Genomic DNA, 23874 nt, shown 5'->3' on the forward strand with positions numbered 1-23874 from the left:
CCGGACGTCCCGGACGGGGGCTCAGTCGCTCGCGCCCAGGGGCGGTGCCGGGCGGCCCGGGTAGTCGGGCGGCGGATTGAGCCGCTGCCCCGGGAAACCGCCCTTCTCGTACTTGAGCAGTTTCCTCGCCTTCTCGGGATCGGTCTCGCCCTCCCCGTACGACGGGCAGAGGTGGGTGATCGGGCAGGCACCGCACGCGGGCTTGCGGGCGTGGCAGATGCGGCGGCCGTGGAAGATCACCCGGTGCGAGAGCATGGTCCACTCGCTCTTCGGGAAGATCGTGGCGACCTCGGCCTCGATCTTCACGGGATCGTCGGACTCGGTCCACCGCCAGCGCCGGGCGAGGCGCATGAAGTGGGTGTCGACGGTGATGCCGGGGACCCCGAAGGCGTTGCCGAGGACGACGAAGGCGGTCTTGCGGCCGACGCCAGGGAGGGTGACGAGGTCCTCCAGGCGACCGGGGACCTCACCTCCGAAGCGGTCCCGGAGGGCGGCGGAGAGTCCCATGATCGACTTGGTCTTGGCGCGGAAGAACCCGGTCGGCCGGATCAGCTCCTCGACCTCCTCCGGCACGGCGGCGGCCAGGTCCTCCGGCGTGGGGTACTTCGCGAAGAGGGCGGGAGTCGTCTGGTTGACCCGCAGGTCGGTGGTCTGGGCCGAGAGGACCGTGGCGACGAGCAGCTCGAAGGGGTTGCCGAAGTCGAGTTCGGGGTGGGCGTACGGGTAGACCTCGGCCAGTTCCCGGTTGATGCGGCGCGCCCGGCGGACCATCGCGAGCCGCGACTCGGGCTTGGGCGAGGTTTCGGCCGAGGGCTTGAGCGACGGTTTGGCCGATGACGCACCTGCGGGCTCGGCCGGGGAGGAACCGGTCGCCGACTCGTCCGCCCTCCTGCCCGACGGCGCGACGGATTTCCGTTTCGCGGCTTTCGCCCGCTTCGACACACCCTGTTCGCCCACGGCGGAATTACTTTCGCCCGTCACTCTTCCAGCCCCCTTGGCCTGTGCTCTCACCGGCGAGTTGGACACGCGGCCAGCCTAGGGGCCGCCACCGCCATCTGCCCCGGGCACGGCCGATCAGCCCCCGATCGGGTCCCTGACGTACGGAGGGGTGGCGCGGTGCGTCAAACTTGTTGTGATTGATCGCACTGTTTTGTGCGTCCGGCATTATGGGATGCGGGTCCCATGAGCAGGTCGACAGTATGGAGAGAACTCGTGGACGACGTTCTGCGGCGCGCCCCGCTCTTCGCGGCGCTCGATGACGAGCAGGCTGCCGAGCTGCGCGCCTCGATGAGTGAGGCGACGCTCGCCCGTGGCGACGCCCTCTTCCACGAGGGCGACCCCGGCGACCGCCTGTACGTGGTCACCGAGGGCAAGGTGAAGCTGCACCGCACTTCCCCCGACGGCCGCGAGAACATGCTGGCCGTCCTCGGCCCCGGCGAGCTCATCGGCGAGCTCTCCCTCTTCGACCCGGGTCCGCGCACCGCCACCGCGACCGCGCTGACCGAGGTGAAGCTGCTCGGCCTGGGCCACGGCGACCTCCAGCCCTGGCTGAACGCCCGCCCCGAGGTGGCCACCGCGCTGCTGCGCGCGGTCGCCCGCCGGCTGCGCAAGACCAACGACCAGATGTCCGACCTGGTCTTCTCCGACGTGCCGGGCCGCGTCGCCCGCGCGCTCCTCGACCTGTCGCGCCGCTTCGGCGTGCAGTCGGAGGAGGGCATCCACGTCGTCCACGACCTCACCCAGGAGGAGCTGGCCCAGCTGGTCGGCGCCTCCCGCGAGACGGTCAACAAGGCGCTCGCGGACTTCGCCCAGCGCGGCTGGCTGCGCCTGGAGGCCCGCGCCGTGATCCTCCTCGACGTGGAGCGCCTCGCGAAGCGCTCGCGGTAAGCACGCGCGAGCACCCCGTACGCACGCGGAAGGCCGCCCCCGGATCGATCGGGGGCGGCCTTCCGCGCGTGCGTACGGACGGGTCAGCGCTTCGTACCGTCCACGATCACCGGGGCCGAGCCGCCGTTGGCGCAGGGCACGGTGTAGACCGGGTTCTTCGCCGCGGCCTCCTTGAAGGCGTCGATGCACTGGTTCATCAGGACCTTGTCCGTCAGCGAGTCGTTGAGGATCTTGTTGGCGCGGGCGATGCCCTCCGCCTCGATCCGGCGCCGGTCGGCCTCGGCCTTGGCGGTGCGGGACGCCTCGGTGGCCCGCTCGGTGGCCTGCTGCTGCTGGATCTTGCGGTCGATCTGGCCCTGGAGGGCGTCCGAGGGCTTCACGTTGCGCAGGTTGACCGTGGTCACGTCGATCCCGCGCGGCGCCAGCCGCTCCTTGACCAGGGTGCCTATCTCGGCGTTGATCTTCTCGCGGTCGGAGGCGTACCCCTGCTCGCTCGTGTAGCGGGCGAAGACGTTGCGGACGATCTCGCGGCTGTCCGGGAAGACGAGCCGCTGCTGGATGGCGTCCTCGCTGCCCGCGAGCCGGTAGAGCTCGACGGACTTGGCCGGGACGACCGCCCACTTCACCGTCAGCTCGGCGTACATGACGCCGCCCTGGGAGGAGCGGACCTCGACCACGTCCTTGTCGGAGAGGTTGAGGTCGACGGGGCGGGTGGAGAAGGTGGTGACGCTGGTGAACGGCGACTTCAGGTGCAGGCCCGACGTCATGGGCGAGCCCACCTTGCCGAAGGCGACCGGCACGCCGACCTCGTACGCGCTGATCACGTACGTCATGCTCGCGACCAGCGAGAAGAGGCCGGCGACCACGGCGCCGAGGGCGCCCAGCTTCAGGCCCTTCGACTCGTTGGAGCGGCCGACGAAGTAGAGCACCACTGCGGCGACGAGCAGCAGGACGGCGATGACGAACACGGGCGTTCCCCCCAGGAACCACGGCCATGAGCAAGCGGAACGCCAACGTAGAACACGGGTCGGGCCCGTTGAAGGGCCGGGGACGCCTCGGGACAGGATCGTGACGCCGCCGGTCCGGCCGGCCCGCTCGACCGGCCCACCCGACCGGTCCGGCCCGCCTCTCCTAGATCAGCCCGCGCTCCCGCAAGTACTCCAGCTGTGCCCGTACCGACAGTTCGGCCGCCGGCCACAGGGAGCGGTCCACGTCCGCGTACACGTGGGCGACGACCTCGGGCGCCGTGCGGAGGCCGTTCTCGGCGGCCGTCTCGACCTGGGCGAGCCGGCTCGCCCGGTGCGCCAGGTAGAACTCCACGGCCCCCTGCGCGTCCTCCAGAACCGGTCCGTGGCCCGGCAGGACCGTGTGCACCCCGTCGTCCACGGTCAGCGAACGCAGCCGCCGCAGCGAGTCCAGGTAGTCGCCGAGCCGCCCGTCCGGATGCGCGACCATCGTCGTCCCGCGCCCCAGGATCGTGTCCCCCGTGAGCACCGCCCGGTCGGCGGGGAGGTGGAAGGAGAGGGAGTCCGCGGTGTGACCGGGCGTCGGGACGACCCGCACCTCCAGCCCCCCGACCGTCACCACGTCCCCCTCGCCGAGTCCTTCGTCCCCGAGCCGGAGGGCCGGGTCGAGGGCCCGCACGGGCGTCCGGGTCAGTTCGGCGAAACGGCCGGCACCCTCCGCGTGGTCCGGGTGGCCGTGGGTCAGCAGGGTGAGCGCGACGCGCTTGCCCAGCTCCCCGGCGGCCTCGACCACGCGGCGCAGGTGTCCCTCGTCCAGCGGACCGGGGTCGACGACGACGGCCAGGTCGGAGCCGGGCTCGGAGAGCAGCCAGGTGTTGGTGCCGTCGAGGGTCATCGCGGACGGATTCGGCGCCAGGACGTTCACGGCGCGGTCGGTCGCGGGTCCGGAGACCACGAGTCCGCGCGGCTGTCCGGGCAGGGCGGCGGCGTCGCTCATCACGCGCCCCCGGTGGGGACGGTCCTGGTGAACTCCTCGTGCCCCGGCCAGCTCAGGACCAGTTCCCCGTCCTCCAGACGCGCCCGCGCGAGCACGGGGGCCAGGTCACGCGTCTCCGCCGCCGCGAGCGCCTCGGCGACCGTGGCGTACGGTTCCAGGGCGCGCAGGGTCGAGATCGTCGGCGGCATCATCGTCAGCTCGCCCCGGTCGTACCCGGCCGCGGCCTCCGCCGGGCGGATCCAGACCGTGCGGTCCGCCTCGGTGGAGGCGTTCCGGGTGCGCTGCCCGGCCGGGAGCGCGGCCACGAAGAACCACGTGTCGTACCGGCGCTGCTCGAACTCGGGCGTGATCCAGCGGGCCCACGCGCCGAGCAGGTCCGACCGCAGGACGAGTCCGCGCCGGTCGAGGAAGTCGGCGAAGGACAGGTCCCGGGCGACCAGTGCCTCCCGGTCCCGCTCCCACTCCTCGCCCGTCGTGTCCCCGACGATCCCGTCCTCGGTCCCCCCGGCGAGCAGGACGCCCGCCTCCTCGTACGTCTCGCGCACGGCGGCGCAGACCACGGCCTGGGCACGGGCGGGATCGTCGAGGCCGAGCCGGGCCGCCCAGGACTCCAGGGACGGGCCGGCCCACCGCACCGGCTGTTCGTCGCGCGGGTCGACGCCGCCGCCGGGGTAGGCGTACGCGCCCCCCGCGAAGGCCATCGAAGTGCGGCGGCGCAGCATGTGGACGTCGGGTCCGGCGGGGGCGTCCCGCAGGAGCAGGACGGTGGCGGCGCGCCGGGGCGTCACCGGGGTCAGCTCACCGGCGGCGAGGGCCCGGATGCGGTCGGGCCACTCCGGCGGGTACCACTGACCGTTCGACTGCTTCGACTGACCATTCGACATGGCCGGATGCTATGCGCAAGGGCACGAATGCACGAGGGCCGGTCGTCTCGCGGAGAGGCGGCCGGCCACGCGCGTACGGAGCGGGGTCAGTCCTCGACCAGCTCCACCTGCACCTCGACCTCGACCGGGGCGTCGAGCGGCAGCACCGCCACGCCGACGGCGCTGCGCGCGTGCACGCCCTTCTCGCCCAGGACGGCGCCGAGCAGCTCGCTGGCGCCGTTGATGACGCCGGGCTGGCCGGTGAAGTCGGCGGCGGAGGCGACGAAGCCCACGACCTTCACGACGCGCTTGACGCGGTCGAGGTCACCGGCGACGGACTTCACGGCCGCGAGGGCGTTGAGCGCGCAGGTGGCGGCGAGCTGCTTGGCCTCCTCGGCGGTGACCTCGGCGCCGACCTTGCCGGTCACCGGAAGCTTGCCCTCCACCATCGGGAGCTGGCCCGAGGTGTAGACGTACGCGCCCGACCGCACGGCCGGCTGGTAGGCCGCCAGCGGAGGCACGACCTCCGGCAGGGTCAGGCCCAGCTCGGCGAGCTTCGCCTCGACGGTCCCGCTCACGACTTGGGCCGCTTCAGGTAGGCCACGAGCTGCTCGGGGTTGTTCGGCCCGGGTACGACCTGGACGAGCTCCCAGCCGTCCTCGCCCCAGGTGTCCAGAATCTGCTTGGTCGCGTGCACCAGAAGCGGCACCGTGACGTACTCCCACTTGGTCATGGGCCCGACTGTATCCGCTGCCGGGGGACGGTTTCCCGGTGGCGGTCCCCGAACTCTCCCCTAGGGCTCTTCTCCGGGGCGGCCTCCTGATTGGGCGCCGCCGCCAATGGTTAGGCTCGACAGCGTGAGCAGGCTCCAGGTCGTCAGTGGCAAGGGTGGTACCGGTAAGACGACGGTCGCCGCCGCCCTCGCCCTCGCCCTCGCGACGGAGGGGAAGCGGACCCTCCTCGTCGAGGTCGAAGGCAGACAGGGCATCGCGCAGCTCTTCGGGACGGAGGCCCTTCCGTACGAGGAGCGGAAGATCGCCGTCGCACCGGGCGGCGGGGAGGTGTACGCGCTGGCGATCGACGCCGAGCGCGCGCTCCTCGACTACCTCCAGATGTTCTACAAGCTGGGCGGCGCGGGGCGGGCCCTGAAGAAGCTCGGCGCGATCGACTTCGCGACGACGATAGCGCCGGGGGTACGGGACGTCCTGCTGACCGGCAAGGCGTGCGAGGCGGTCCGGCGGCGGGAGAAGGACGGCCGTCCCGTCTACGACCACGTGGTCATGGACGCGCCGCCCACCGGCCGCGTCACCCGCTTCCTCAACGTCAACGACGAGGTGGCCGGCCTGGCCAGGATCGGCCCGATACACAACCAGGCGCAGGCCGTCATGCGGGTCCTCAAGTCCCCCGAGACGGCGGTCCACCTGGTGTCCCTCCTGGAGGAGATGCCGGTCCAGGAGACGGCGGACGGCATCGCGGAGCTGCGCGCGGCCGAGCTGCCGGTGGGACGGGTCGTGGTCAACATGGTCCGGCCCCACGTCCTCGACGGGGCGGCGGTACGGGCCGCCTCCGGCGACCACCGGAAGGCGGTCGCGAAGACCCTGGCCTCCGTGGGCGTCACGGGCGCCGAGAAGCTGGTCGGGCCACTCCTCGACCAGGCGGCCGAGCACGCCCGGCGGGTGGACCTGGAACGGTCCCAGCGCACCGTCCTGGAGGGCGTCGGCGTGCCCCTGTACGAGCTTCCCTACCTGGGGGACGGGGCGGACGTCGCGGGTCTCTACCGACTGGCGAAGGAACTGCGGAGGCAAGGGGTGGGCGCGTGACGGACACGGAGAGGGCCGTCCCGGGCGGGTTCGACGCGAGCCCCGCCCCCGGCGGGTCCGACGGGGCCCCCGCCGGGGACGGGGCCGGCACCGTTCCCGTTCTGGAGCTGGACCCGCTGCTCGACGACCGGGGCACCCGCATCATCGTCTGCTGCGGCTCCGGCGGGGTCGGCAAGACGACCACGGCGGCCGCCCTCGGCGTCCGGGCGGCGGAACGCGGGCGGCGCGTCGTGGTCCTCACCATCGACCCGGCCCGTCGCCTCGCCCAGTCGATGGGGATCGACTCCCTCGACAACACCCCCCGCAAGGTGGAGGGCATCAAGGGGTCCGACGGCGGCGAGCTGCACGCGATGATGCTCGACATGAAGCGGACCTTCGACGAGATCGTCGAGGCGCACGCGGACCCCGCGCGGGCCCGGGCGATCCTGGAGAACCCCTTCTACCAGTCCCTGTCGGCCGGGTTCGCCGGTACGCAGGAGTACATGGCGATGGAGAAGCTGGGCCAGCTCCGGGCGCGCGACGAGTGGGACCTGATCGTCGTGGACACCCCGCCCTCCCGGTCAGCCCTGGACTTCCTGGACGCGCCGAAGCGGCTCGGGTCCTTCCTGGACGGGAAGTTCATCAAGCTGCTCATGGCACCGGCGAAGGTGGGCGGCCGGGCCGGGATGAAGTTCCTGAACGTCGGCATGTCGATGATGACGGGGACGCTCGGAAAGCTGCTGGGGGGTCAGTTCCTGGGCGACGTCCAGACGTTCGTGGCGGCGATGGACACGATGTTCGGCGGGTTCCGGACTCGTGCCGACGCCACGTACAAGTTGCTCCAGGCCCCGGGCACGGCCTTCCTCGTGGTGGCGACACCGGAGCGGGACGCGCTGCGCGAGGCGGCGTACTTCGTGGAACGGCTGGCCGCCGAGAGGATGCCGCTGGCCGGTCTCGTCCTCAACCGCGTGCACGGCAGTGGGGCCTCCGCCCTTTCGGCGGAGCGGGCGCGGACCGCCGCGGAAAATCTTGAAGCGGGGAGCATGGTGGATCAGGGGGACGGGAAGACTCGTCTGGGTGGCTCCCCGGCCACCGGCCCCGAGCCGTCCGAACTCGCCACCGCCGCCACCGCACCATCCGGCGATCCCGCCGTAACAGAGGCTGCCCCCACAGCCGAACCGGCCGTACAGCACGACGACGTACACGACGAAGCCGGCACCACGGACGAAGAAGCAACCGACCACGACGCAACCGACGAAGACCCGGCGCACCAGGTCGCAACCGACGGAGACTCGGCGGACGGCGGCGTGGACCCGGTTGTGGACGTGGGCCGTCTCACCGCGGGCCTCCTGCGTCTGCACGCCGAGCGCATGCGGGTGCTCACCCGTGAACAGCAGACGCGTGACCGCTTCACCGCGCGCCATCCCGAAGTGGCGGTGACCGAAGTGGCCGCCCTGCCCGGCGACGTGCACGACCTCGCCGGGCTGCGGGCCATCGGTGACCGCCTCACGACCGGACGAACGCCTTCGGCCTGAGCTGTCCTCCCGCGCATCGACACAGCCGTCCCCGTGCGCGTCTCCCGCGCGCCGGGACACCGGCCCTCGTGCGTGTCGCCCACGCGCCGGAACTCCCGGCCCCGTGCGCGCCCTCCCGCGTGCCGGACGCCGTCCGTCGGCCTGAGGGCTCCCGGTTCCGGCATGCCTGCGCGTCGGTCCTTGCCTGCCAGGAGCGCACTCCCGGCGCGTTCAGCCGACCGCCGCGTACTCCTCGTACGTCGCGTCGTCCTCCATCGCCACGGGCAGCAGGCCCGCTCCCCGCTCGTACTCCGTCCGCGCGGTCTCCAGGAGCCGGCGCCACGAGGTGACGGTCGGCCTGCGGCGCAGCAGGGCGCGGCGCTCGCGCTCCGTCATGCCGCCCCACACGCCGAACTCCACGCGGTTGTCGAGGGCGTCCGCAAGGCACTCGGTCCGCACCGGACAGCCGGTGCACACCGCCTTGGCCCTGTTCTGCGCCGCTCCCTGCACGAAAAGTTCATCCGGATCGGTAGTGCGGCAGGCCGCCTGCGCACTCCAGTCAGCTACCCAGCCCATACCGGCGCCGTCCTCTCCCGAATCGAGGCTCCCCCACGGCGGCAGCGGCATATTCACCGCTGCCAGTTGGGACGTTACGGAAGGCAGGCAGAGCACAACACCCCCTTCGGGCCCAATCTTGGATGGCCCGAACGGACTATGCGTGCGCGTCAGATCACCCAGGGGAGTGATCGATGGACATGCGCGGAATAACGGACATACCACGTGGATATGCCCTTCCTCTCCGGGGTCACGAGGGACGCCGGGTGACGCACGTACCGGAATCGGACACGAGGCTCCCGCGTTTCGGGTTCACGGGAGTCCCTGCCGCCGCCACACCCGGGTCCTGGTGCCGGACCGCACCGCTGTGACAGTTGGGAGCAGCTTAGGCCAAGGCATATACGCGTGTCCGGCGAATGAGAACGTAGGGTGCTCCCATGCCAAAGAAGCGCTCGGGCGGCGGTCTGACCGGGACCCAGCAGGCCGCCAAGTTCCTCGGTGTCAGTGTGCTCTCCGGAGCCGTCCTCGCGGGCATCGCCCTGCCCGCGGCCGGCGCACTCGGGTTGGCCGCGAAGGGCACGGTGGAGGGGTTCGACGAGATCCCCTCCAACCTGAAGACCCCGCCGCTGAGCCAGCGCACCAAGATCCTCGATTCCTCGGGCGGCTTGATCGCCACGGTGTACTCGCGGGACCGGACGGTCGTCCCGATCGAGAAGATCTCCCCGTACATGCAGAAGGCGATCGTCGCGATCGAGGACGGACGCTTCTACGAGCACGGGGCGGTCGACCTCAAGGGCGTGCTGCGCGCGATCAACCGCAACGCCCAGTCCGGCGGCGTCTCCGAGGGCGCGTCCACCCTCACGCAGCAGTACGTGAAGAACGTCTTCGTCGAGGAGGCCGGTGACGACCCCGAGAAGGTCGCGCAGGCCACCCAGCAGACCATCGGCCGCAAGATCCGCGAGCTGAAGTTCGCGATCCAGGTCGAGGAGGAGCTGGGCAAGAAGAAGATCCTGGAGAACTACCTCAACATCACCTTCTTCGGTCAGCAGGCGTACGGCGTCGAGGCCGCCTCCCAGCGGTACTTCTCCAAGCACGCCGCCGACCTGACCCTCGGCGAGGCGGCGATGATGGCCGGCCTCGTCCAGTCGCCCAGCCGCTACGACCCGGTCAACGACCTCCAGGAAGCCACCAAGCGCCGCAACGTGGTCCTCCAGCGGATGGCCGACGTGAAGGACATCAGCCAGGCCGAGGCGGACAAGGCGAAGGCCACCCCGCTCAAGCTCAAGGTGAAGGCCCCGAAGAACGGCTGCATCACCGCCGTCAACGGTGCCGGCTTCTTCTGCGACTACGTCCGCAAGACGATCCTCAGCGACCCGGTCTTCGGCAAGACGGCCGAGGAGCGCCAGAAGCTGTGGAACCTGGGCGGTCTCACCATCAAGACCACGCTCAGTCCGCGCGCGCAGGCCGCCGCCAACGAGGCCGCCATCGCGAAGGTCAACAAGGACGACCCGGTCGCCACCTCGGTGGTGCAGGTCCAGCCCGGCACCGGCAAGATCCTCTCGATGGGGCAGTCCCGCCCGTACGGTCTGGACCCGAAGAAGCACGAGACGACGCTCAACCTCGCCGTCAGCAACCGGATGGGCGGCAGCACCTACGGCTTCCAGGTCGGCTCGACCTTCAAGCCGATCACCGCCGCCGCGGCCCTGGAGAAGGGCATCAGCCCCGCCCAGACCTACACGACTCCGTGGAAGATCGAGCTGGACAAGAGTTCCTTCCGCACCTGCAAGGGCGCCCCCACCGGCAGCGACAAGTGGGAGCTGCAGAACGAGCTGGAGTCCGAGGCCGGCACCTGGGACATGACGGGCGCGCTCGGCAAGTCCATCAACACCTACTTCGCGCTCCTCGAGCAGCAGGCCGGCCTCTGCGAGACCATCCAGATGGCGAAGAAGCTCGGATACGAACGCGGTGACGGCCGGCCGATCGAGGAGAACGCCTCGATCACCCTCGGCGGTGAGGTCAGCACCCCCCTGTCGATGGCCTCCGTCTACGCGACCTTCGCCAACCGGGGCCTGTACTGCACCCCGGTCGCCATCGAGTCGGTCAAGGCCGCCAACGGCGACAAGCTCAACGTGCCGCAGACGAAGTGCTCGCGGGCGATGAACGACCGGACCGCCGACACGATCAACCAGATGCTGAAGGGCGTCGTCGAGGACGGCACCGGCACGAAGGCCGGTCTCGACGACCGCGACAACGCGGGCAAGACCGGTACGACCAACGACCGCATGGACGCCTGGTTCGTCGGTTACACCCCGAACCTGTCCACCGCCGTCTGGGTCGGCGACGACATCGGCAAGAAGGACACGTCGATGTTCAAGATCACCATCGGCGGCGAGTACTACGACAAGGTCTGCGGCGGCTGCCTCCCCGGACCGATCTGGAAGATCGCGATGAGGGGCGCGCTGGACGCCGATCAGACCCCGTCGTTCGTCCCCGTCGCCGTGCCGAGGGCCGAGAACCCCGCGGACAAGGAGAAGGTGGGGGACCAGGGCCCGAACAAGCCCGGGAAGCCCGCCAAGCCCGGCAAGCCCAACGACGGCAAGCCCGGTGACCGGAAGCCGAACAACCCGTTCCCCGGGATCTCGTTCCCGCCGGGCATCTTCGACCGCTGACGGGCCTCCCGGCCCACCGGTGCCCGTGAACACGAGGAAGGGCGCCCCGCCGTGCGGGGCGCCCTTCCTCGTACCCTCGCGCTCTCGCGCGTTCTGCCGCGGCTCAGCCCGCGAGCAGCTTCTTCACGGCGGCGGCGACCCGGCCGCCCTCGGCCTGCCCGGCCACCTTCGGGTTCACGATCTTCATGACGGCGCCCATGGCGCGCGGTCCCTCGGCGCCCGCCGCCCTCGCCTCCTCGACGGCCGCCGCGACGATCGCGTCCAGCTCCTCGTCGTCGAGCTGCTTCGGCAGGTACGCGTCGAGGACGAGGCCCTCGGCCCGCTCCCGCTCGGCGGACTCGGGGCGACCGCCCTGGGCGAACGCGTCCGCGGCCTCGCGGCGCTTCTTCGCCTCCTTGGCGATCACCTTGCGCACCTCGTCGTCGGAGAGTTCGCGCTTGGTCTTGCCCGCGACCTCCTCCTTGGTGATCGCGGTGATGGTCAGCCGCAGGGTCGAGGAGCGCAGTTCGTCGCGCTCCCTGATCGCGGCGTTGAGGTCGTCCTGGAGCTTCGCCTTGAGCGTGGTCATGGGGCCAAGTGTGGCAGGTGCCGCCCCCGTACCGCCCGCGCATTTCCCTCGCACGGGTCTGCGACGATGGGGGAATGCGCGCACGGTACGGGATTCCTCTGAAGATCACGGCAGGTCTCACGGCGACGGCCGCGGCCGGGCTCGTCTACGCGGCGGGCTTCGAGGCCCGCTCCTTCCGGCTCCGCCGGGTGACGGTCCCGGTGCTCCCCCGCGGCATGGGCGACCTGCGGGTCCTCCAGGTCTCCGACATCCACATGGTGAGCGGTCAGCGCAAGAAGCGGGCCTGGCTCCAGTCGCTCGCGGGGCTCCGCCCGGACTTCGTCGTCAACACCGGCGACAACCTCTCCGACCCGGAGGCGGTGCCGGAGGTCCTGGACGCGCTCGGGCCGCTGATGGAACTCCCGGGCGTGTACGTCTTCGGCTCCAACGACTACTACGGCCCCAAGCTGCGCAACCCCGCCCGCTACCTGCTGGAGAAGGCGCAGGGCCGCCACGGCCTCAACGGCAACAAGCCGGCCGTCGGCGCCGTCCACAACCCCTGGGAGGGCATGCGGGACGCCTTCGACGCGGCGGGCTGGGTGGACCTCACCAACACCCGGGGCCGGCTGAAGCTCTCGGGGGCCGAGCTGGCGTTCACCGGCCTGGACGACCCGCACATCAAGCGCGACCGGTACGACCGGGTGGCGGGCGGCCCGGACCCCGACGCCGACTTCACGGTGGGCGTGGTCCACGCGCCGTACCTGCGCTCCCTGGACGCCTTCACGGCGGACGGGTACGAGCTGATCCTGGCGGGGCACACCCACGGCGGCCAGCTCTGCGTCCCCTTCTACGGGGCGCTCGTCACCAACTGCGACCTGGACACGGACCGGGTGAAGGGCCTCTCCTCCCACACGGTCGGGAACCGCACCTCGTACCTGCACGTCTCGGCCGGCTGCGGCACCAACCGCTTCACCCCGGTCCGCTTCGCCTGCCCCCCCGAGGCCACCCTCCTCACGCTGACGGCCCGCCCCTGACCGCGCGGCCCCGTCCCGCCTGCGACGCCGCCCGCCGCATACCGGATTTCGCCTGAGCGCGCGCGTGGGCTAAAGTAATCGATGTCGCCGCGACGTGAACACGCAGAGCAGCGACATCGGGGTGTAGCGCAGCTTGGCAGCGCGCTTCGTTCGGGACGAAGAGGTCGTGGGTTCAAATCCCGCCACCCCGACGCTGAAGTACCAGATCAGGGCCGTTCTTCCTTCGGGGAGACCGGCCCTGATCGCGTTGTGCCCAGGTGTCCGGGTGTCACCTGGGTGTGATCCTGGAACGGGGTGTCACCGCGCGGCGGCACGCTCCTGCAACAGCCGGTGGTCCGCCGGTCCGCTGCACCGTTACCTGCGCCATGAGCCGGATCAACGGCAGGGCCTCGTGACCGAGTCCGACGAGGGGCCGGTCTTCGCACTGGGAGATCGGTGCCGGGGCCGGCCCGTTCGTCGTTCCGGAAAGCGGAGGCAGGCCGGACGCTTGAGGCGTCCGCGTCCGGCCCTCGGTGGCGCGGTCAGATGACCGGGGGGCGGCCCAGCTTCGTCATGCGGAGGACCGTGGACCAGCGCATCGGGGTCCGGGGGCCGCCGGAGCGGCGGACGCCCTCCGCGAAGCCGGCGAACCAGGCCCCGAGGCCCGGGAGGGAGCGGGTGCGGGCCAGGGTGAGGAGGGTCCAGACGCCGAGGTAGACGGGGACGAGGGGGGCCGGCAGGTTGCGCTTGGCCAGCCAGACGCGGTTGCGGGCGGTCATCCGGTAGTAGACGGCGTGCCGGGCCGGGCTGGTCCTCGGGTGCTGGAGGAGGAGTTCCGGCGCGTACAGGACCTTCCAGCCCGCGTCGAGGGCGCGCCAGGCGAGGTCGGTCTCCTCGTGGGTGAAGAAGAACTCCTCCGGCCAGTCGCCGACCCGGTCGAGCATCCGCATCGACAGGCCGTGGCCGCCGCCGAGGAAGGTCGTCACCTCCCCGCCGCGCAGGGGGTCCTTCGCGCCGAGCCGGGGAACGTGACGGCGCTGGGTCTCGCCGGTCTCGTCCGCGATGCGGAACGAGACGATGCCGAGGTCCGGGTCCGCCTCGTACAGGTCCGCCAGGCGGCGGAAGACGTCCCGGTCCACGAGGAGGCCGTCGTCGTCGAGGTCCACCACCACGTCGACGTCGCCGAACCCGCGCAGCGTCTCGATCGCCACGTTCCGGCCGCCCGACACCCCCCGGTTCTCCGGGAGCTCGACCCCGATCACGCCCTCGGGCAGTTCCGGCAGCGAGCCCGTGCCGTTGCCGACGACCACGATCCGGGCGGCCGGCTCGTCCTGGTCCGCCACGGCGTCGAGCAGCGCCCGCAGCTCGGTGGGGCGCGTGCCCATCGTCAGTACCGCCACGCCCATACGGGGTCGTGCCACGTTCCACTCCGTCCCGTGTCCGCCGTCCGTCGACAGCAGTCCCGGAGCGCGATGCTAGTCGCCCGGGGCCACCTCCCGTTCACCCGTGCCACGGACGCCGTGCACGGCGGGGGCCCCGGGAAGGGGGAGCGCGGCGAGGGCCGCGGCCGCACGGCTCTACGCTGGTCCTCGTCCGAGAGGTTGATCGATCTTCGAAAGGGTGGTCTCCAGGTGCTGGTCGCGGACCGATATCGGCTTCACGTGTGTATCGGCCGGGGCGGCATGGGTGAGGTGTGGCAGGCCACCGACGAGGTCCTCGGCCGGGCCGTGGCCGTGAAGCTGATGCTGGCGAACGCGGCCGACCCCTCCGCGGGGGACCGGTTCCGCCTGGAGGCCCAGACCGCCGCCCGGCTGAGCCACCCGCACGTGGTGGGCGTCTTCGACTTCGGCACGTGGGACGGGAAGCTGTTCCTCGTCATGGAGCTGGTCGAGGGCGACAGCCTCGCCGGAAGCCCGTCCGAGCCCCTGATCCTGCCGCCCGAGCGGGTCGCCGTGGTCGCCGCGCACGCCGCCGCCGGACTCGCGGCCGCGCACCGCCAGGGCGTGGTGCACCGGGACATCAAGCCGGGCAACCTGCTCATCGACGCCGAAGGCACGGTGAAGCTGGCCGACTTCGGCATCGCGCGCTTCGTGGACGATCCCTCGGCGGCGCTCACGACGACGGGGCAGATCGTGGGCACGGGCCTCTACCTCGCGCCCGAGCGGGCCCTCGGACAGCCCGCCTCGTCCGCCTCCGACGTGTACTCGCTGGGCTGTGTGCTCTACCAGCTCCTGACCGGCAGACCCCCGTTCCGGGCGGACACCGCGACGGCCCTGCTGTACCAGCACATCGACACCCCGCCGACCCCGCCCGCGCACCTCGGGGTGGCGCTGCCGCCCGAGTTCGAGTCGTACCTGCTGAGCCTGCTGGCCAAGCAGCCGGAGCAGCGGCCGTCCGCGCAGGCGATCGCCGACTGGTTCTCCTCCGGCGCCTGGCGTTCCTACGGGCGCCCCGCCCCGGTCCGGTCCCCCGCCCCGCAGCACCGTCCCGCCGGGCCGCCGCCCGCCGCCACCGGGCCCGCGCCCCTGCCCCCGCACGCGACCGCCCCGGCCCCGCCGCCGGCGACCGGCCCCGGGTTCGCCGCCGCTCCCCCTTCCCGGCGGCGCGAGCGTCCCGCCGGTACGTCCACCGGTACCGGTGGCGGGCTCGCGGAACTCTCCCGGCGGCGCCCGCGCAAGACGGCCGCCGTGGCCGGGGCCATCGCCTTCGTGGTCTTCCTGATCATCGGGATGTCCTGGCTCTCCTGAGACCCGCGTCCGGGCGGGGGGGGGGGGCGGCGCGGTGCGGAGGTACGGGGGTAACAGGGGTACGGGGTACGGGGCGAGCCCGTCGAGGACCCCGGTCCCGCCGTCCCGCCTCCCGCCTCAGGCCCCCTAAGGGGCTTCCGCGAGAGCGAACAGGCCCAGGTGCCCGCCCTCTTCGTACGCCCGGCGCAGTTCCGCCCCGTCGAGCGCCTTCCCGAGCGCCCTCCGGCTGCGGTCCCGTGACGCCGCGCAGGACGCCGCCGGGCGGTACGCGTCCCCGAAGACGGAGGTCCGCAGCACGTCCACGGCGCCCAGGAGGCGGGCGGCGGACGCGGGCTCCCCGGTCATGAGCCGCAGTTCGGCGAGGAGTTCGGCCGCGCCGGACGCGCCGGACGCCGAACCGAGCGCCAAGTGGCCCCGGAGCGCCCACCGCGCGTGCCCGACGGCCCGCTCCCCCTCACCGTCCCGGGCGAGGAGCCCGGCACGCGCCTGGTGCGCCCACGCGTCGGCCCACAGGGCCTCGCCCTTCCCGGCCCGCCGCCCGGACGGCAGCCGGTCCAGGGCCTTCCGCGCCGCCTCCGGGTCGGTGCGGCCGAGGGAGAGCGCGAGCGCGGACCAGCACAGCTCCCGGGTCGGCCCGAGGTCCGGGTCCTCGCCCGTCAGGGCCAGTGCCTCGCGGAATCCGTCCGCCGCCGCGCGCGTGCGCCCCCGGAAGAGGTCGGCCGCGCCGCGCAGGTGGGCGAGCAGGCCCAGGCAGTGGCCGTCGCCGTCCCGCTCGGCCGCCGCCCGCGCCCGGACGAGGAGCGGGTCGGCGTCCGCCGGACGGCCCGCCTCCAGTTCCAGGTAGGCGGCGAGCCACAGGGCGCGGGCCGGCGGCGGCCCGGGGTGCAGGGCGAGGGCGTGCCGCAGGCGGGCCCGCCCCTCCTCGACCCGCCCGCAGACCACCCACAGGAACCACAGGGAGACCACGATCCCGACGGCTGGGTCGGCCCCGGCGCACGGGGACGGCGGCGCGGTCGTCGGGTCCATGGCGACGGCCAGGTCGGGGAGTTCCCGGAGGGCGAGGTCGCGGGCGTCGAGGTGTCGCCCGTCCTGCCAGTGGTCGGCGGCCCGCCGGGCGAGCCGCGCGCACCACCGGCGGTGGCGGAGGACGACGGCCGGGCGGTCGCCGCGTTCGGTGAGCCGGCGTGCGCCCACCGCGCGCAGGGGATGCGGCATCCAGTAGCGGGCCGTGGCCCGCTCGCCCTCGAAGAGGTCGTCGACGGGCAGGAGCGCGAGGGGGGCGAGCCGGTCGAGGGCCGCCCCTACCCGTGCCGGGGGGAGCGTGCCGGAGGCGCACACCGCGCGGACGGCGTCCCGGTCGAAGGCGCCCTCGAAGACGGAGAGCCGTTCCCACAGGAGCCGCTCGTCCGTCCCGCAGCCCGCGTATCCGCGTTCGGCCGCGGCGAGCTGGTCGGCGGTCACGGGCTCGCCCCACACCAGTTCGCTCCTGGGGGGCGCCCCGATCCGGGGCACGGTCCCGGCCCCGCCTCCGGTCGGGTACCCGCTCCCCCGTGGCTGTCCTGTCATCCCCCGTCCTTCCCCCGACCCGCGCGCCGTGGTGCTCCCGGGACCCCTGCGGCCCGGAACCGACCTCCCGGGTTTACCAGGGATCGGCGGAGGGGACGCGGGGATACCGGGGAATTCGTCACGGGAGGGGCGCGCGCGGCGCCGATCCGCGCGCCGTGGCCTCTCCCGCACCGCGACCAACTCCGCATCGCGGACATTCCACCCCACCGGTTCCGGGCGGGGCCGAGGGGACGGGTCCGGGCGGAACCGGGGCCTCAGGCCGGGCGGGACGCCTTGACCGAGTACATCAGCGGGACGCGGGGGCGGTCCGCCGGGAAGCGGTAGTAGCCGTCCTCGTGCCGCTGGAGCGTGCCGTAGCGGGGGACGAGCGAGACGTCGTGCTCGTGCAGGAACTCGATGCGCAGGCCCGCCCGCGCGAGCGCCGTGACGACCTCGCCGACCGGGTGCACCCACTCCACGCTGCGGTTGTGGACGGTGGGGGCGGCGAGGTCGGCGTACGTGCCGGGCGTGGTGTCCACCCACGGGTCGCGGACGAAGTAGTCGTGCACGACCCGGCCGCCGGTCTCGTCGTCCAGCGAGTCGGTGAACGGGTGGAACTCGGCCACGTAGAGGAAGCCGCCGGGGGCGACGAGCGAGGCGGCGGTCTCCGCCCAGCGATCGAGGTCGGGAAGCCAGCACAGGGCCCCGACGCCGGTGTAGACGATGTCGTACGAGCTGTCGGGGACGGCCCCGGCCGCGTCGTACACGTCGGCGGCGACGAAGGCGGCCCGGTCCTGGGTGAGGCCCAGGTCGGCGGCGAGCGAACGGGCCGTCTCGACGGCGGGCTCGGAGAAGTCCAGGCCGACGACGTGGGAGGCGCCGTGCCGGGCCCAGGAGAGGGTGTCGAGACCGATGTGGCACTGGAGGTGGAGCAGGGTGCGTCCGGTGACGTCGCCGACCTCCGCGAGCTCGAAGTCCCGCAGGGCGTCCTTGCCGGCGCGGAAGGCGTCGAGGTCGTAGTAGGGGCTGGCGGCGTGTATCGGGACGCGCTCGTCCCACCTCGCACGGTTCGCCTCGTGCCAGTCCTCGGGGGTCGGAGAGTACATGCCGACGAGGTTATCCACAGGCTGCGGAGACCGCGACCCGATTGTCGGCCGCGCGGAGCATGATGGATGCCATGACTACCGAGAGCAAGGAATTCGACACCCCCGTCTGGGAGCAGCGCTTCCGGGCACCCCGCGTCTCCCTGCCCGAATGGGCCGAGGAGGCCCCGGACCGTTCACTGTTCGTGTCCAACGCGACGGGGACGTACGAGCTGTACGCGTGGGACCGGGCGACCGGGGAGCAGCGGCAGGTCACGGACCGGCCCAACGGGACGACGGACGGGACGCTGTCCCCGGACGGCGAGTGGATCTGGTGGTTCGCCGACACCGACGGGGACGAGTTCGGGGTGTGGATGCGGCAGCCGTTCGCGGGCGGCGCGGACGAGCCGGCCGTGCCGGGCCTGGCCCCCTCCTATCCGGCCGGTCTGGCCGTCGGCCGGGAGGGCACGCTCGTGGTGGGCCGCTCCACGGACGAGGACGGCTCGACGGTCCATCTCGTACGCCCCGGGGCCGCCGCCCCGGTCGAGATCTACCGGCACCGGGAGTCGGCCGGGGTCGGGGACCTGTCGTACGACGGTTCGCTGATCGCGATCGAGCACACCGAGCACGGGGACGCGATGCACTCGGCGCTGCGGGTACTGCGCGCCTCGGACGCGGGCGTGGTGGCGGAGCTGGACGACACCAAGGGCGGTACGGAGGAGCTGGGGCTCACGGTCCTCGGCTTCGCGCCGGCGGCCGGTGACACCCGGCTGCTCGTCGGCCACCAGCGGCGCGGGCGGTGGGAGCCGATGCTCTGGGACGTGGCGACGGGTACCGAGACGGACCTGCGGCTCGACCTGCCGGGCGACGTGTCGGCGGAGTGGTACCCGGACGGTTCGGGCCTGCTGATCGTGCACGGCTACGAGGCCCGCAGCGAGCTGTGGCGGTACGAGATCGCCACCGGCGCGCTGGTGCGGGTGGAGACCCCGGCCGGTTCCGTGTCGAGCGCGACGGCCCGGCCGGACGGGAGCGTGGAGTACCTGTGGTCCTCGGCCGCCGAGCCGCCGGTGGTGCGCTCCACGACCGGCGCCGTCGTCCTCGACCCGCCCGGCCCGAAGGCGCCGCCGTCGGTACCGGTGGAGGACGTGTGGGTGGACGGGCCCGGCGGCAGGGTCCACGCGCTCGTGCAGCGCCCGGCGGAGGGCGCGGGGCCGTTCCCCACGGTCTTCGAGGTGCACGGCGGTCCGGCCTGGCACGACAGCGACGCCTTCGCGTCGGGCCCGGCGGCCTGGCTGGACCACGGATACGCGGTGGTGCGGGTGAACTACCGGGGCTCGACGGGGTACGGCCGGGAGTGGACGGACGCGCTCAAGCACCGGGTCGGCCTGATCGAGCTGGAGGACATCGAGGCGGTGCGCGCGTGGGCGGTGGCGAGCGGGCTCGCGGACCCGGAGCGGCTGGTCCTCTCCGGCGGCTCGTGGGGCGGCTACCTCACGCTCCTCGGCCTGGGCACCCGGCCGGACTCCTGGTCGGTCGGCCTCGCGGCGGTCCCGGTCGCGGACTACGTGACGGCGTACGAGGACGAGATGGAGGCCCTGAAGGCCCTGGACCGGACGCTCCTGGGCGGTTCTCCGGAAGAAGTGCCCGAGCGGTACGCGGCCTCGTCGCCGCTGACGTACGTGGACGCGGTGAAGGCGCCGGTGCACATCTCGGCCGGCGTCAACGACCCGCGCTGCCCGATCCGCCAGATCGACAACTACGTCGACCGGCTCGCGGCCCGGGGCGCGGTCCACGAGGTGTACCGGTACGACGCGGGCCACGGCTCCCTGGTGGTGGAGGAGCGGATCAAGCAGGTCGCCCTGGACCTCGCGTTCGCCGCGAAGCACCTGGGGACCCGGCCGGTGGACACGGGGGCCGGGGCGGCGGACACGGAGATCGGGGTGGTGGACACGGGGACCCGGGCGGCGGGGAGCTGAGCCGTCTTGCGTACCGTGGGGGGGTGTACCGGTTCCTGAGAACACCCCGCTGGTGGGGGATCAACGTCTTCGTCCTCCTCGCGATCCCGTTCTGCGTCTTCATGGGGACCTGGCAACTGGGGAAGTTCGAGGACCGCGTCGACTCCCACCGAGAGGCCGGGAACCGGCCCCCCGCGAGCACGCTGAAGGCCGAGCCGCTGGACTCCCTGCTGCCGGTGGACAAGGAGACCTCGGGCCGCCCGGCGGAGGCGCGCGGGCGTTTCGGGGAGCAGTTCCTGGTGCCGGACCGCGAGCTGGACGGCAGGAACGGCTCGTACGTCCTGACGCTGCTGCGGACGGACGGCGGCCGGTCCCTGCCGGTGGTCCGGGGATGGCTGCCCACGGGCGCGAAGGCGCCCGCCCCGCCGTCCGGCGAGGTCACGGTGGTGGGCGCGCTCCAGGCGTCGGAGAACCCGGGCACGAAGGGCGTGCGCACGGCGGGCGGGCTGCCGGAGGGGCAGCTCGGCATGATCAGCGCGGCGGCCCTGGTGAACGTGGTGTCGGACGACGTCTACGACGCCTGGGTCACCCTCACGGACTCCCCCGCCGGGCTCACCCCGGTCCCGGCGGCGGCCGCCGCGGGCACGGGCCTGGACGCGAAGGCGTTCCAGAACCTCGGCTACACGGCGGAGTGGTTCGTCTTCGCCGGATTCGTCCTCTTCATGTGGTTCCGCCTCGTGCGCCGCGAGGCGGAGGCGTCCCGCGACGAGGCCCTGGGCCTGTAGGGGCCGGGCGGGACGACGGGCGGGTCCGGGCGCCGGGCCCTGTCCGGGCGCCGGATCAGACCGGCGGTCCGGCGGTCCGGCGGACCGGCGGGCCGGCGCTTCCGCGACGGGGCCGCCGGGGTGCGGGGGTTCCGGACGCGTTCCGCGACGGGGCGCCGGGCCCGCGGGGGTCCCGGCGGCTCCCGTCTCAGGAGGCGCCCAGGAGCCCCGTGCGGTAGAGGGTGCCGTAACAGGCGGAGGGGATGGTCACCGACGCGGAGGGACCACCCGGCTCGGCGGTGTGACCGACCACGACGCTGCCGGCCGCCGGGGCGTCGTCCGCGCGGATCAACTGGGGGGCCGGACCGCCCTCCGCACCCGCTTCCGGGCCTGGGCCTGGGCCGCCGCCGGCGCCACCGGCACCGCCGGAGCCGGTGCCCGGAGTGGGGTCGGGGCTGCCCGGCTCGGCCGACGGGGTGGTCGTCGCGGGCGGGGTGGTCGGGGGCTCGCTCGGAACGGTCGGCGTGGGGGTGGGAGTGGTCCCCGTCGCCGGACAGGTCTCGCTCGGCACCCAGACGAACCTCACCTCGTAGGAGCCGTTCGGCTTCAGGAGGAGCGTGGACGACTCCCGCGAGAGGGCGGGCAGTCCGCTCCCGTCGCCGGAAGCGTGCCGGACCACCGAGATGCGTCCCGGATCGGCCGCCCCCCGGGCCTCGAAGCCGATGAGACCGGCGCCGTCCACGCGGCAGGAACGGCCGGAGACGTTGGCGACGCGGAAGCCGCCGCGCACCTTGCCGTCGGCGTCGGCCCCTCCGGCGTACGCGGCGCTGACGCCGAGCTGGCCGGCGGTGCACCGGCCGGCACCGGCGGCCGGGCTCTGCGCGTTCTCCGGGCCGTCGTCCGCGGGGCCCGTTCCGGGCCGCCGCGGCCTGCCGGAGGGATCGTCGGCCCCGGCCCGCGTCGGGGAGGCACTGCTCGTGGGAGTCCTGGCGCTCTTGCCGCCCTCGACCCCGGTCTCGATGCCGGTGCCGCCCTGGGTCTCCTCGCCGTGGCCCGCGTTCACGGGGCTGGCGGTGGTGGTGCCCCCGGAGGCGGCGACGTGCACGAAGGCGGGAACGGCCGTTCCGATGAGAACCGCGGCGGCCGCGGCGCCCACGAGGGCCTGCCGCTTGCGGGCACGCCGGGCGGGCACGGCGCGGCGCAGGTGTTCCAGCGAGCCGGGAGAGGGGTCCAGTCCCGCGACGGCGCCCTGGAGCATCCGCCGCAGCGCCAGCTCGTCGTCGCCGTCGCCGTCGCTCTCGCCGGGTCCGGGCTCGATCTTCCTCATGCGCCGTCCACTCAGCTCGTCACGTTCTTCCCGGACCCGGGATCCGGGGCTCCGGGCGGCCCCGGAACTCCCGACGATCCCACGGCTCCCGAGGATCCCGTACTCCGCCGCCGACACACCGTCCCCAGCCGACGCACCGTTCCCCGCCGGCGCACCGTCCCCCGCTGGCACGGCTTCCTCCGACGCGGCTTCCTCCGGCACGGCTTCCTCCGGTGGCATGCCCTCCTCCTGTGACACGGCGTCCCCCGGTGACACTCCGTCCTCCGGAACGACGTCCTCCTCGGGGGGCGTCCCGTTCCCGTCGCGCACTCCGCTCATGACGTCGCTCCCATCACGACGCGCAGCGCCGCGATGCCCCGCGAGCCGTACGCCTTCACCGAACCCAGGGATATCCCCAGCGTCTCGGCGACCTGGACCTCGGTCATGTCCGCGAAGTACCGCAGGACGAGCACCTCGCGCTGCCGCCGCTGGAGGCCGCGCATCGCCTTGATCAGGTCGTCGCGCTCCAGCAGGTCGTACGCCCCCTCCTCCGCGCTGGCCATGTCCGGCATCGGCTTGGACAGGAGCTTGAGGCCGAGGATGCGACGGCGCAGCGTGGACCGGGAGAGGTTCACGACGGTCTGGCGCAGGTAGGCGAGCGTCTTCTCGGGCTCGCGCACCCGCTTGCGGGCCGAGTGGACGCGGATGAACGCCTCCTGGACCACGTCCTCGCAGGAGGCCGTGTCATCGAGGAGCAGTGCGGCGAGGCCGAGCAGCGACCGGTAGTGGGCGCGGTAGGTCTCGGTGAGGTGATCGACGGTGGTGCCGACGGCCGGGGAGCTTTCGGCGCTCGTACGGGGCGAAGGGATGCCGTCCACCTCCGTGGCCCGGGAAGCGGTGGACACGGGGGCGATCACCGGCACCTCGTCGAGTGCACGCGGACGCCCGAACAGGCCGGACGCGGAGCCGCGTACGGCGCCGACGGGGACGCTCCGCGCGGGGAGCACCGCCGTGCCCCCGCCGCCTGGCGGGGCAATGGTCGCGATGTCGAGTACCTTTGCCACGCCTGTTGGACCCGGTTCCCCCCGGCAGGGTTGTACGCGCACGCCGTCTTTTCCGACGGCGGGTTGTTCGTCCTCATGCGTAACCGTTCTCCCCCGATGCCCCGACGGGCCGCCCGCTCCGCTTCCCCGATGTGCCCCTCGCACCGTGGCCGTGAGTGCCCGCAAAGACGCGCCTTGTTCAACTTCTGGTTGCGGAAAAGGGGAAGAGCATCGTCAACCACGGCATCACCGCAGTTCAAGGGGTTTCTGACAGTTAATTGCTCACAGCTTGTTCACACGTTCCACAAGACCGTGACGACTGTTCAGCGATCCGCGGGGGCCCGGAGCGGAGGAGGAGAGCCGGGCCATGGGGGCCGGGCGCGGACGGCGGCGGCCCGCCGTACTCATCGGGGCACGACCGCGCCGGGGGGGAGGAGGAGGGGGGCCGAGGGAAGAAGGCCGGGGGGAGAGAAGGCCGGGGCCGGTCCGTCACAGGACCGGCATCACGGAGCCGGGGGGGGGGGGGGGGGGGCCCCCCCCCCCCGCCCCCGGGGGGGGGGGGCCCCCCGCGCCCCCCCCCCCGCCCGCGGGGGGGGGGGGGGGGGGGGTTGTTTGGGGGGGGG

The 23874-nt window shown here is 73.0% G+C and carries 21 protein-coding genes and 1 tRNA gene; 9 read left to right on the plus strand and 13 right to left on the minus strand.

Annotated features, from left to right (window positions below; all coding sequences use genetic code 11):
* Positions 1–21: 21 nt before the first annotated feature.
* Positions 22–957, minus strand: a complete 936-nt coding sequence (nth, locus tag ACFYZY_RS08995; protein WP_388691126.1) for an endonuclease III — start codon at positions 955–957, stop codon at positions 22–24.
* Between the two features lie 255 nt (positions 958–1212).
* On the opposite strand from nth, the gene ACFYZY_RS09000 reads away from it, so the two are divergent.
* On the plus strand, positions 1213–1887 hold the full coding sequence (locus ACFYZY_RS09000) for a Crp/Fnr family transcriptional regulator (protein ID WP_015034542.1): 675 nt from the start codon (positions 1213–1215) through the stop codon (positions 1885–1887).
* A gap of 83 nt (positions 1888–1970) precedes the next feature.
* Here the strand turns inward: ACFYZY_RS09000 and ACFYZY_RS09005 are convergent, their stop codons facing one another.
* The 5 genes from ACFYZY_RS09005 to ACFYZY_RS09025 all read right to left on the minus strand — a co-directional run bounded on the left by ACFYZY_RS09005 (position 1971) and on the right by ACFYZY_RS09025 (position 5445).
* Positions 1971–2855 carry a prohibitin family protein gene (locus ACFYZY_RS09005; RefSeq protein WP_388691128.1) on the minus strand — a complete coding sequence of 295 codons (885 nt, stop codon included), beginning with the start codon at positions 2853–2855 and terminating at the stop codon, positions 1971–1973.
* 163 nt (positions 2856–3018) lie between these two features.
* Entirely contained in the window at positions 3019–3849 is an 831-nt protein-coding gene (locus ACFYZY_RS09010; RefSeq protein ID WP_388691131.1) for an MBL fold metallo-hydrolase, read from the minus strand.
* Positions 3849–4733 carry an NUDIX hydrolase gene (locus ACFYZY_RS09015; protein ID WP_388691133.1) on the minus strand — a complete coding sequence of 295 codons (885 nt, stop codon included), beginning with the start codon at positions 4731–4733 and terminating at the stop codon, positions 3849–3851. Before ACFYZY_RS09015 ends, ACFYZY_RS09010 begins: the two co-directional genes overlap by 1 nt.
* Before the next feature lie 86 nt (positions 4734–4819).
* Positions 4820–5290, minus strand: a complete 471-nt coding sequence (locus ACFYZY_RS09020) for a RidA family protein (protein ID WP_388691135.1) — start codon at positions 5288–5290, stop codon at positions 4820–4822.
* Positions 5287–5445: a DUF4177 domain-containing protein gene (locus ACFYZY_RS09025; protein ID WP_106969341.1), complete on the minus strand. Its 159-nt coding sequence runs from the start codon at positions 5443–5445 to the stop codon at positions 5287–5289. The genes ACFYZY_RS09020 and ACFYZY_RS09025 overlap by 4 nt, the downstream gene beginning before the upstream one ends.
* A 124-nt stretch (positions 5446–5569) precedes the next feature.
* On the opposite strand from ACFYZY_RS09025, the gene ACFYZY_RS09030 reads away from it, so the two are divergent.
* Positions 5570–6532 (plus strand): ArsA family ATPase, encoded by a 963-nt coding sequence (locus tag ACFYZY_RS09030; RefSeq protein WP_388691138.1) that lies wholly within the window; start codon positions 5570–5572, stop codon positions 6530–6532.
* Positions 6529–8046 carry an ArsA-related P-loop ATPase gene (locus tag ACFYZY_RS09035; protein WP_388691141.1) on the plus strand — a complete coding sequence of 506 codons (1518 nt, stop codon included), beginning with the start codon at positions 6529–6531 and terminating at the stop codon, positions 8044–8046. The genes ACFYZY_RS09030 and ACFYZY_RS09035 overlap by 4 nt, the downstream gene beginning before the upstream one ends.
* A gap of 210 nt (positions 8047–8256) precedes the next feature.
* Here ACFYZY_RS09035 and ACFYZY_RS09040 read toward each other — a convergent pair whose 3' ends face one another.
* Positions 8257–8601, minus strand: coding sequence for a WhiB family transcriptional regulator (locus tag ACFYZY_RS09040; RefSeq protein ID WP_030495795.1), 345 nt, complete (start codon positions 8599–8601; stop codon positions 8257–8259).
* A gap of 416 nt (positions 8602–9017) precedes the next feature.
* Between ACFYZY_RS09040 and ACFYZY_RS09045 the strand changes: the two genes are divergently transcribed.
* Positions 9018–11249: a transglycosylase domain-containing protein gene (locus ACFYZY_RS09045; protein ID WP_388691144.1), complete on the plus strand. Its 2232-nt coding sequence runs from the start codon at positions 9018–9020 to the stop codon at positions 11247–11249.
* Between the two features lie 103 nt (positions 11250–11352).
* On the opposite strand, the gene ACFYZY_RS09050 is transcribed toward ACFYZY_RS09045, so the two are convergent.
* Positions 11353–11817 (minus strand): GatB/YqeY domain-containing protein, encoded by a 465-nt coding sequence (locus tag ACFYZY_RS09050; protein ID WP_388691147.1) that lies wholly within the window; start codon positions 11815–11817, stop codon positions 11353–11355.
* A gap of 74 nt (positions 11818–11891) precedes the next feature.
* On the opposite strand from ACFYZY_RS09050, the gene ACFYZY_RS09055 reads away from it, so the two are divergent.
* Together ACFYZY_RS09055 and ACFYZY_RS09060 are read left to right on the plus strand one after the other, a co-directional pair.
* Positions 11892–12830 (plus strand): metallophosphoesterase, encoded by a 939-nt coding sequence (locus ACFYZY_RS09055; protein ID WP_388691150.1) that lies wholly within the window; start codon positions 11892–11894, stop codon positions 12828–12830.
* A 117-nt stretch (positions 12831–12947) separates the two neighbouring features.
* Positions 12948–13021: transfer RNA gene (locus tag ACFYZY_RS09060), tRNA-Pro, on the plus strand.
* Between the two features lie 330 nt (positions 13022–13351).
* Here ACFYZY_RS09060 and ACFYZY_RS09065 read toward each other — a convergent pair.
* On the minus strand, positions 13352–14215 hold the full coding sequence (locus ACFYZY_RS09065; RefSeq protein WP_388691344.1) for a glycosyltransferase family 2 protein: 864 nt from the start codon (positions 14213–14215) through the stop codon (positions 13352–13354).
* Between the two features lie 225 nt (positions 14216–14440).
* On the opposite strand from ACFYZY_RS09065, the gene ACFYZY_RS09070 reads away from it, so the two are divergent.
* Positions 14441–15556, plus strand: coding sequence for a serine/threonine-protein kinase (locus ACFYZY_RS09070; protein ID WP_388691153.1), 1116 nt, complete (start codon positions 14441–14443; stop codon positions 15554–15556).
* Positions 15557–15682: 126 nt separating this feature from the next.
* Here the strand turns inward: ACFYZY_RS09070 and ACFYZY_RS09075 are convergent, their stop codons facing one another.
* Both ACFYZY_RS09075 and ACFYZY_RS09080 read right to left on the minus strand, forming a co-directional pair.
* Positions 15683–17122 (minus strand): tetratricopeptide repeat protein, encoded by a 1440-nt coding sequence (locus ACFYZY_RS09075; RefSeq protein ID WP_388691156.1) that lies wholly within the window; start codon positions 17120–17122, stop codon positions 15683–15685.
* Between the two features lie 254 nt (positions 17123–17376).
* Complete coding sequence (locus tag ACFYZY_RS09080; protein WP_388691158.1) at positions 17377–18207, minus strand: class I SAM-dependent methyltransferase; 831 nt, start codon at positions 18205–18207, stop codon at positions 17377–17379.
* A 62-nt stretch (positions 18208–18269) separates the two neighbouring features.
* Between ACFYZY_RS09080 and ACFYZY_RS09085 the strand changes: the two genes are divergently transcribed.
* Entirely contained in the window at positions 18270–20159 is a 1890-nt protein-coding gene (locus ACFYZY_RS09085) for a prolyl oligopeptidase family serine peptidase (protein WP_388691161.1), read from the plus strand.
* A gap of 23 nt (positions 20160–20182) precedes the next feature.
* Positions 20183–20923 carry an SURF1 family protein gene (locus tag ACFYZY_RS09090; RefSeq protein WP_388691164.1) on the plus strand — a complete coding sequence of 247 codons (741 nt, stop codon included), beginning with the start codon at positions 20183–20185 and terminating at the stop codon, positions 20921–20923.
* Positions 20924–21110: 187 nt separating this feature from the next.
* On the opposite strand, the gene ACFYZY_RS09095 is transcribed toward ACFYZY_RS09090, so the two are convergent.
* Positions 21111–22229, minus strand: coding sequence for a hypothetical protein (locus ACFYZY_RS09095; RefSeq protein ID WP_388691167.1), 1119 nt, complete (start codon positions 22227–22229; stop codon positions 21111–21113).
* Positions 22230–22543: 314 nt separating this feature from the next.
* Positions 22544–23131 carry a SigE family RNA polymerase sigma factor gene (locus tag ACFYZY_RS09100; RefSeq protein WP_388691347.1) on the minus strand — a complete coding sequence of 196 codons (588 nt, stop codon included), beginning with the start codon at positions 23129–23131 and terminating at the stop codon, positions 22544–22546.
* Between the last annotated feature and the right edge of the window lie 743 nt (positions 23132–23874).

Origin of the sequence: Streptomyces sp. NPDC001744, from assembly GCF_042892575.1 — a bacterium.
Lineage (GTDB): Bacteria > Actinomycetota > Actinomycetes > Streptomycetales > Streptomycetaceae > Streptomyces.

What these genes read in the sequence shown, in the direction of transcription:
- ACFYZY_RS09025 (WP_106969341.1), bottom strand. Translation starts at nt 5,445, where the DNA reads ATGACCAAGTGGGAGTACGTCACGGTGCCGCTTCTGGTGCACGCGACC.
- ACFYZY_RS09010 (WP_388691131.1), bottom strand. Translation starts at nt 3,849, where the DNA reads ATGAGCGACGCCGCCGCCCTGCCCGGACAGCCGCGCGGACTCGTGGTC.
- ACFYZY_RS09075 (WP_388691156.1), bottom strand. Translation starts at nt 17,122, where the DNA reads ATGACAGGACAGCCACGGGGGAGCGGGTACCCGACCGGAGGCGGGGCC.
- ACFYZY_RS09065 (WP_388691344.1), bottom strand. Translation starts at nt 14,215, where the DNA reads ATGGGCGTGGCGGTACTGACGATGGGCACGCGCCCCACCGAGCTGCGG.
- ACFYZY_RS09080 (WP_388691158.1), bottom strand. Translation starts at nt 18,207, where the DNA reads ATGTACTCTCCGACCCCCGAGGACTGGCACGAGGCGAACCGTGCGAGG.
- ACFYZY_RS09085 (WP_388691161.1), top strand. Translation starts at nt 18,270, where the DNA reads ATGGATGCCATGACTACCGAGAGCAAGGAATTCGACACCCCCGTCTGG.
- ACFYZY_RS09055 (WP_388691150.1), top strand. Translation starts at nt 11,892, where the DNA reads ATGCGCGCACGGTACGGGATTCCTCTGAAGATCACGGCAGGTCTCACG.
- ACFYZY_RS09040 (WP_030495795.1), bottom strand. Translation starts at nt 8,601, where the DNA reads ATGGGCTGGGTAGCTGACTGGAGTGCGCAGGCGGCCTGCCGCACTACC.
- ACFYZY_RS09045 (WP_388691144.1), top strand. Translation starts at nt 9,018, where the DNA reads ATGCCAAAGAAGCGCTCGGGCGGCGGTCTGACCGGGACCCAGCAGGCC.
- ACFYZY_RS09050 (WP_388691147.1), bottom strand. Translation starts at nt 11,817, where the DNA reads ATGACCACGCTCAAGGCGAAGCTCCAGGACGACCTCAACGCCGCGATC.
- ACFYZY_RS09015 (WP_388691133.1), bottom strand. Translation starts at nt 4,733, where the DNA reads ATGTCGAATGGTCAGTCGAAGCAGTCGAACGGTCAGTGGTACCCGCCG.
- ACFYZY_RS09095 (WP_388691167.1), bottom strand. Translation starts at nt 22,229, where the DNA reads ATGAGGAAGATCGAGCCCGGACCCGGCGAGAGCGACGGCGACGGCGAC.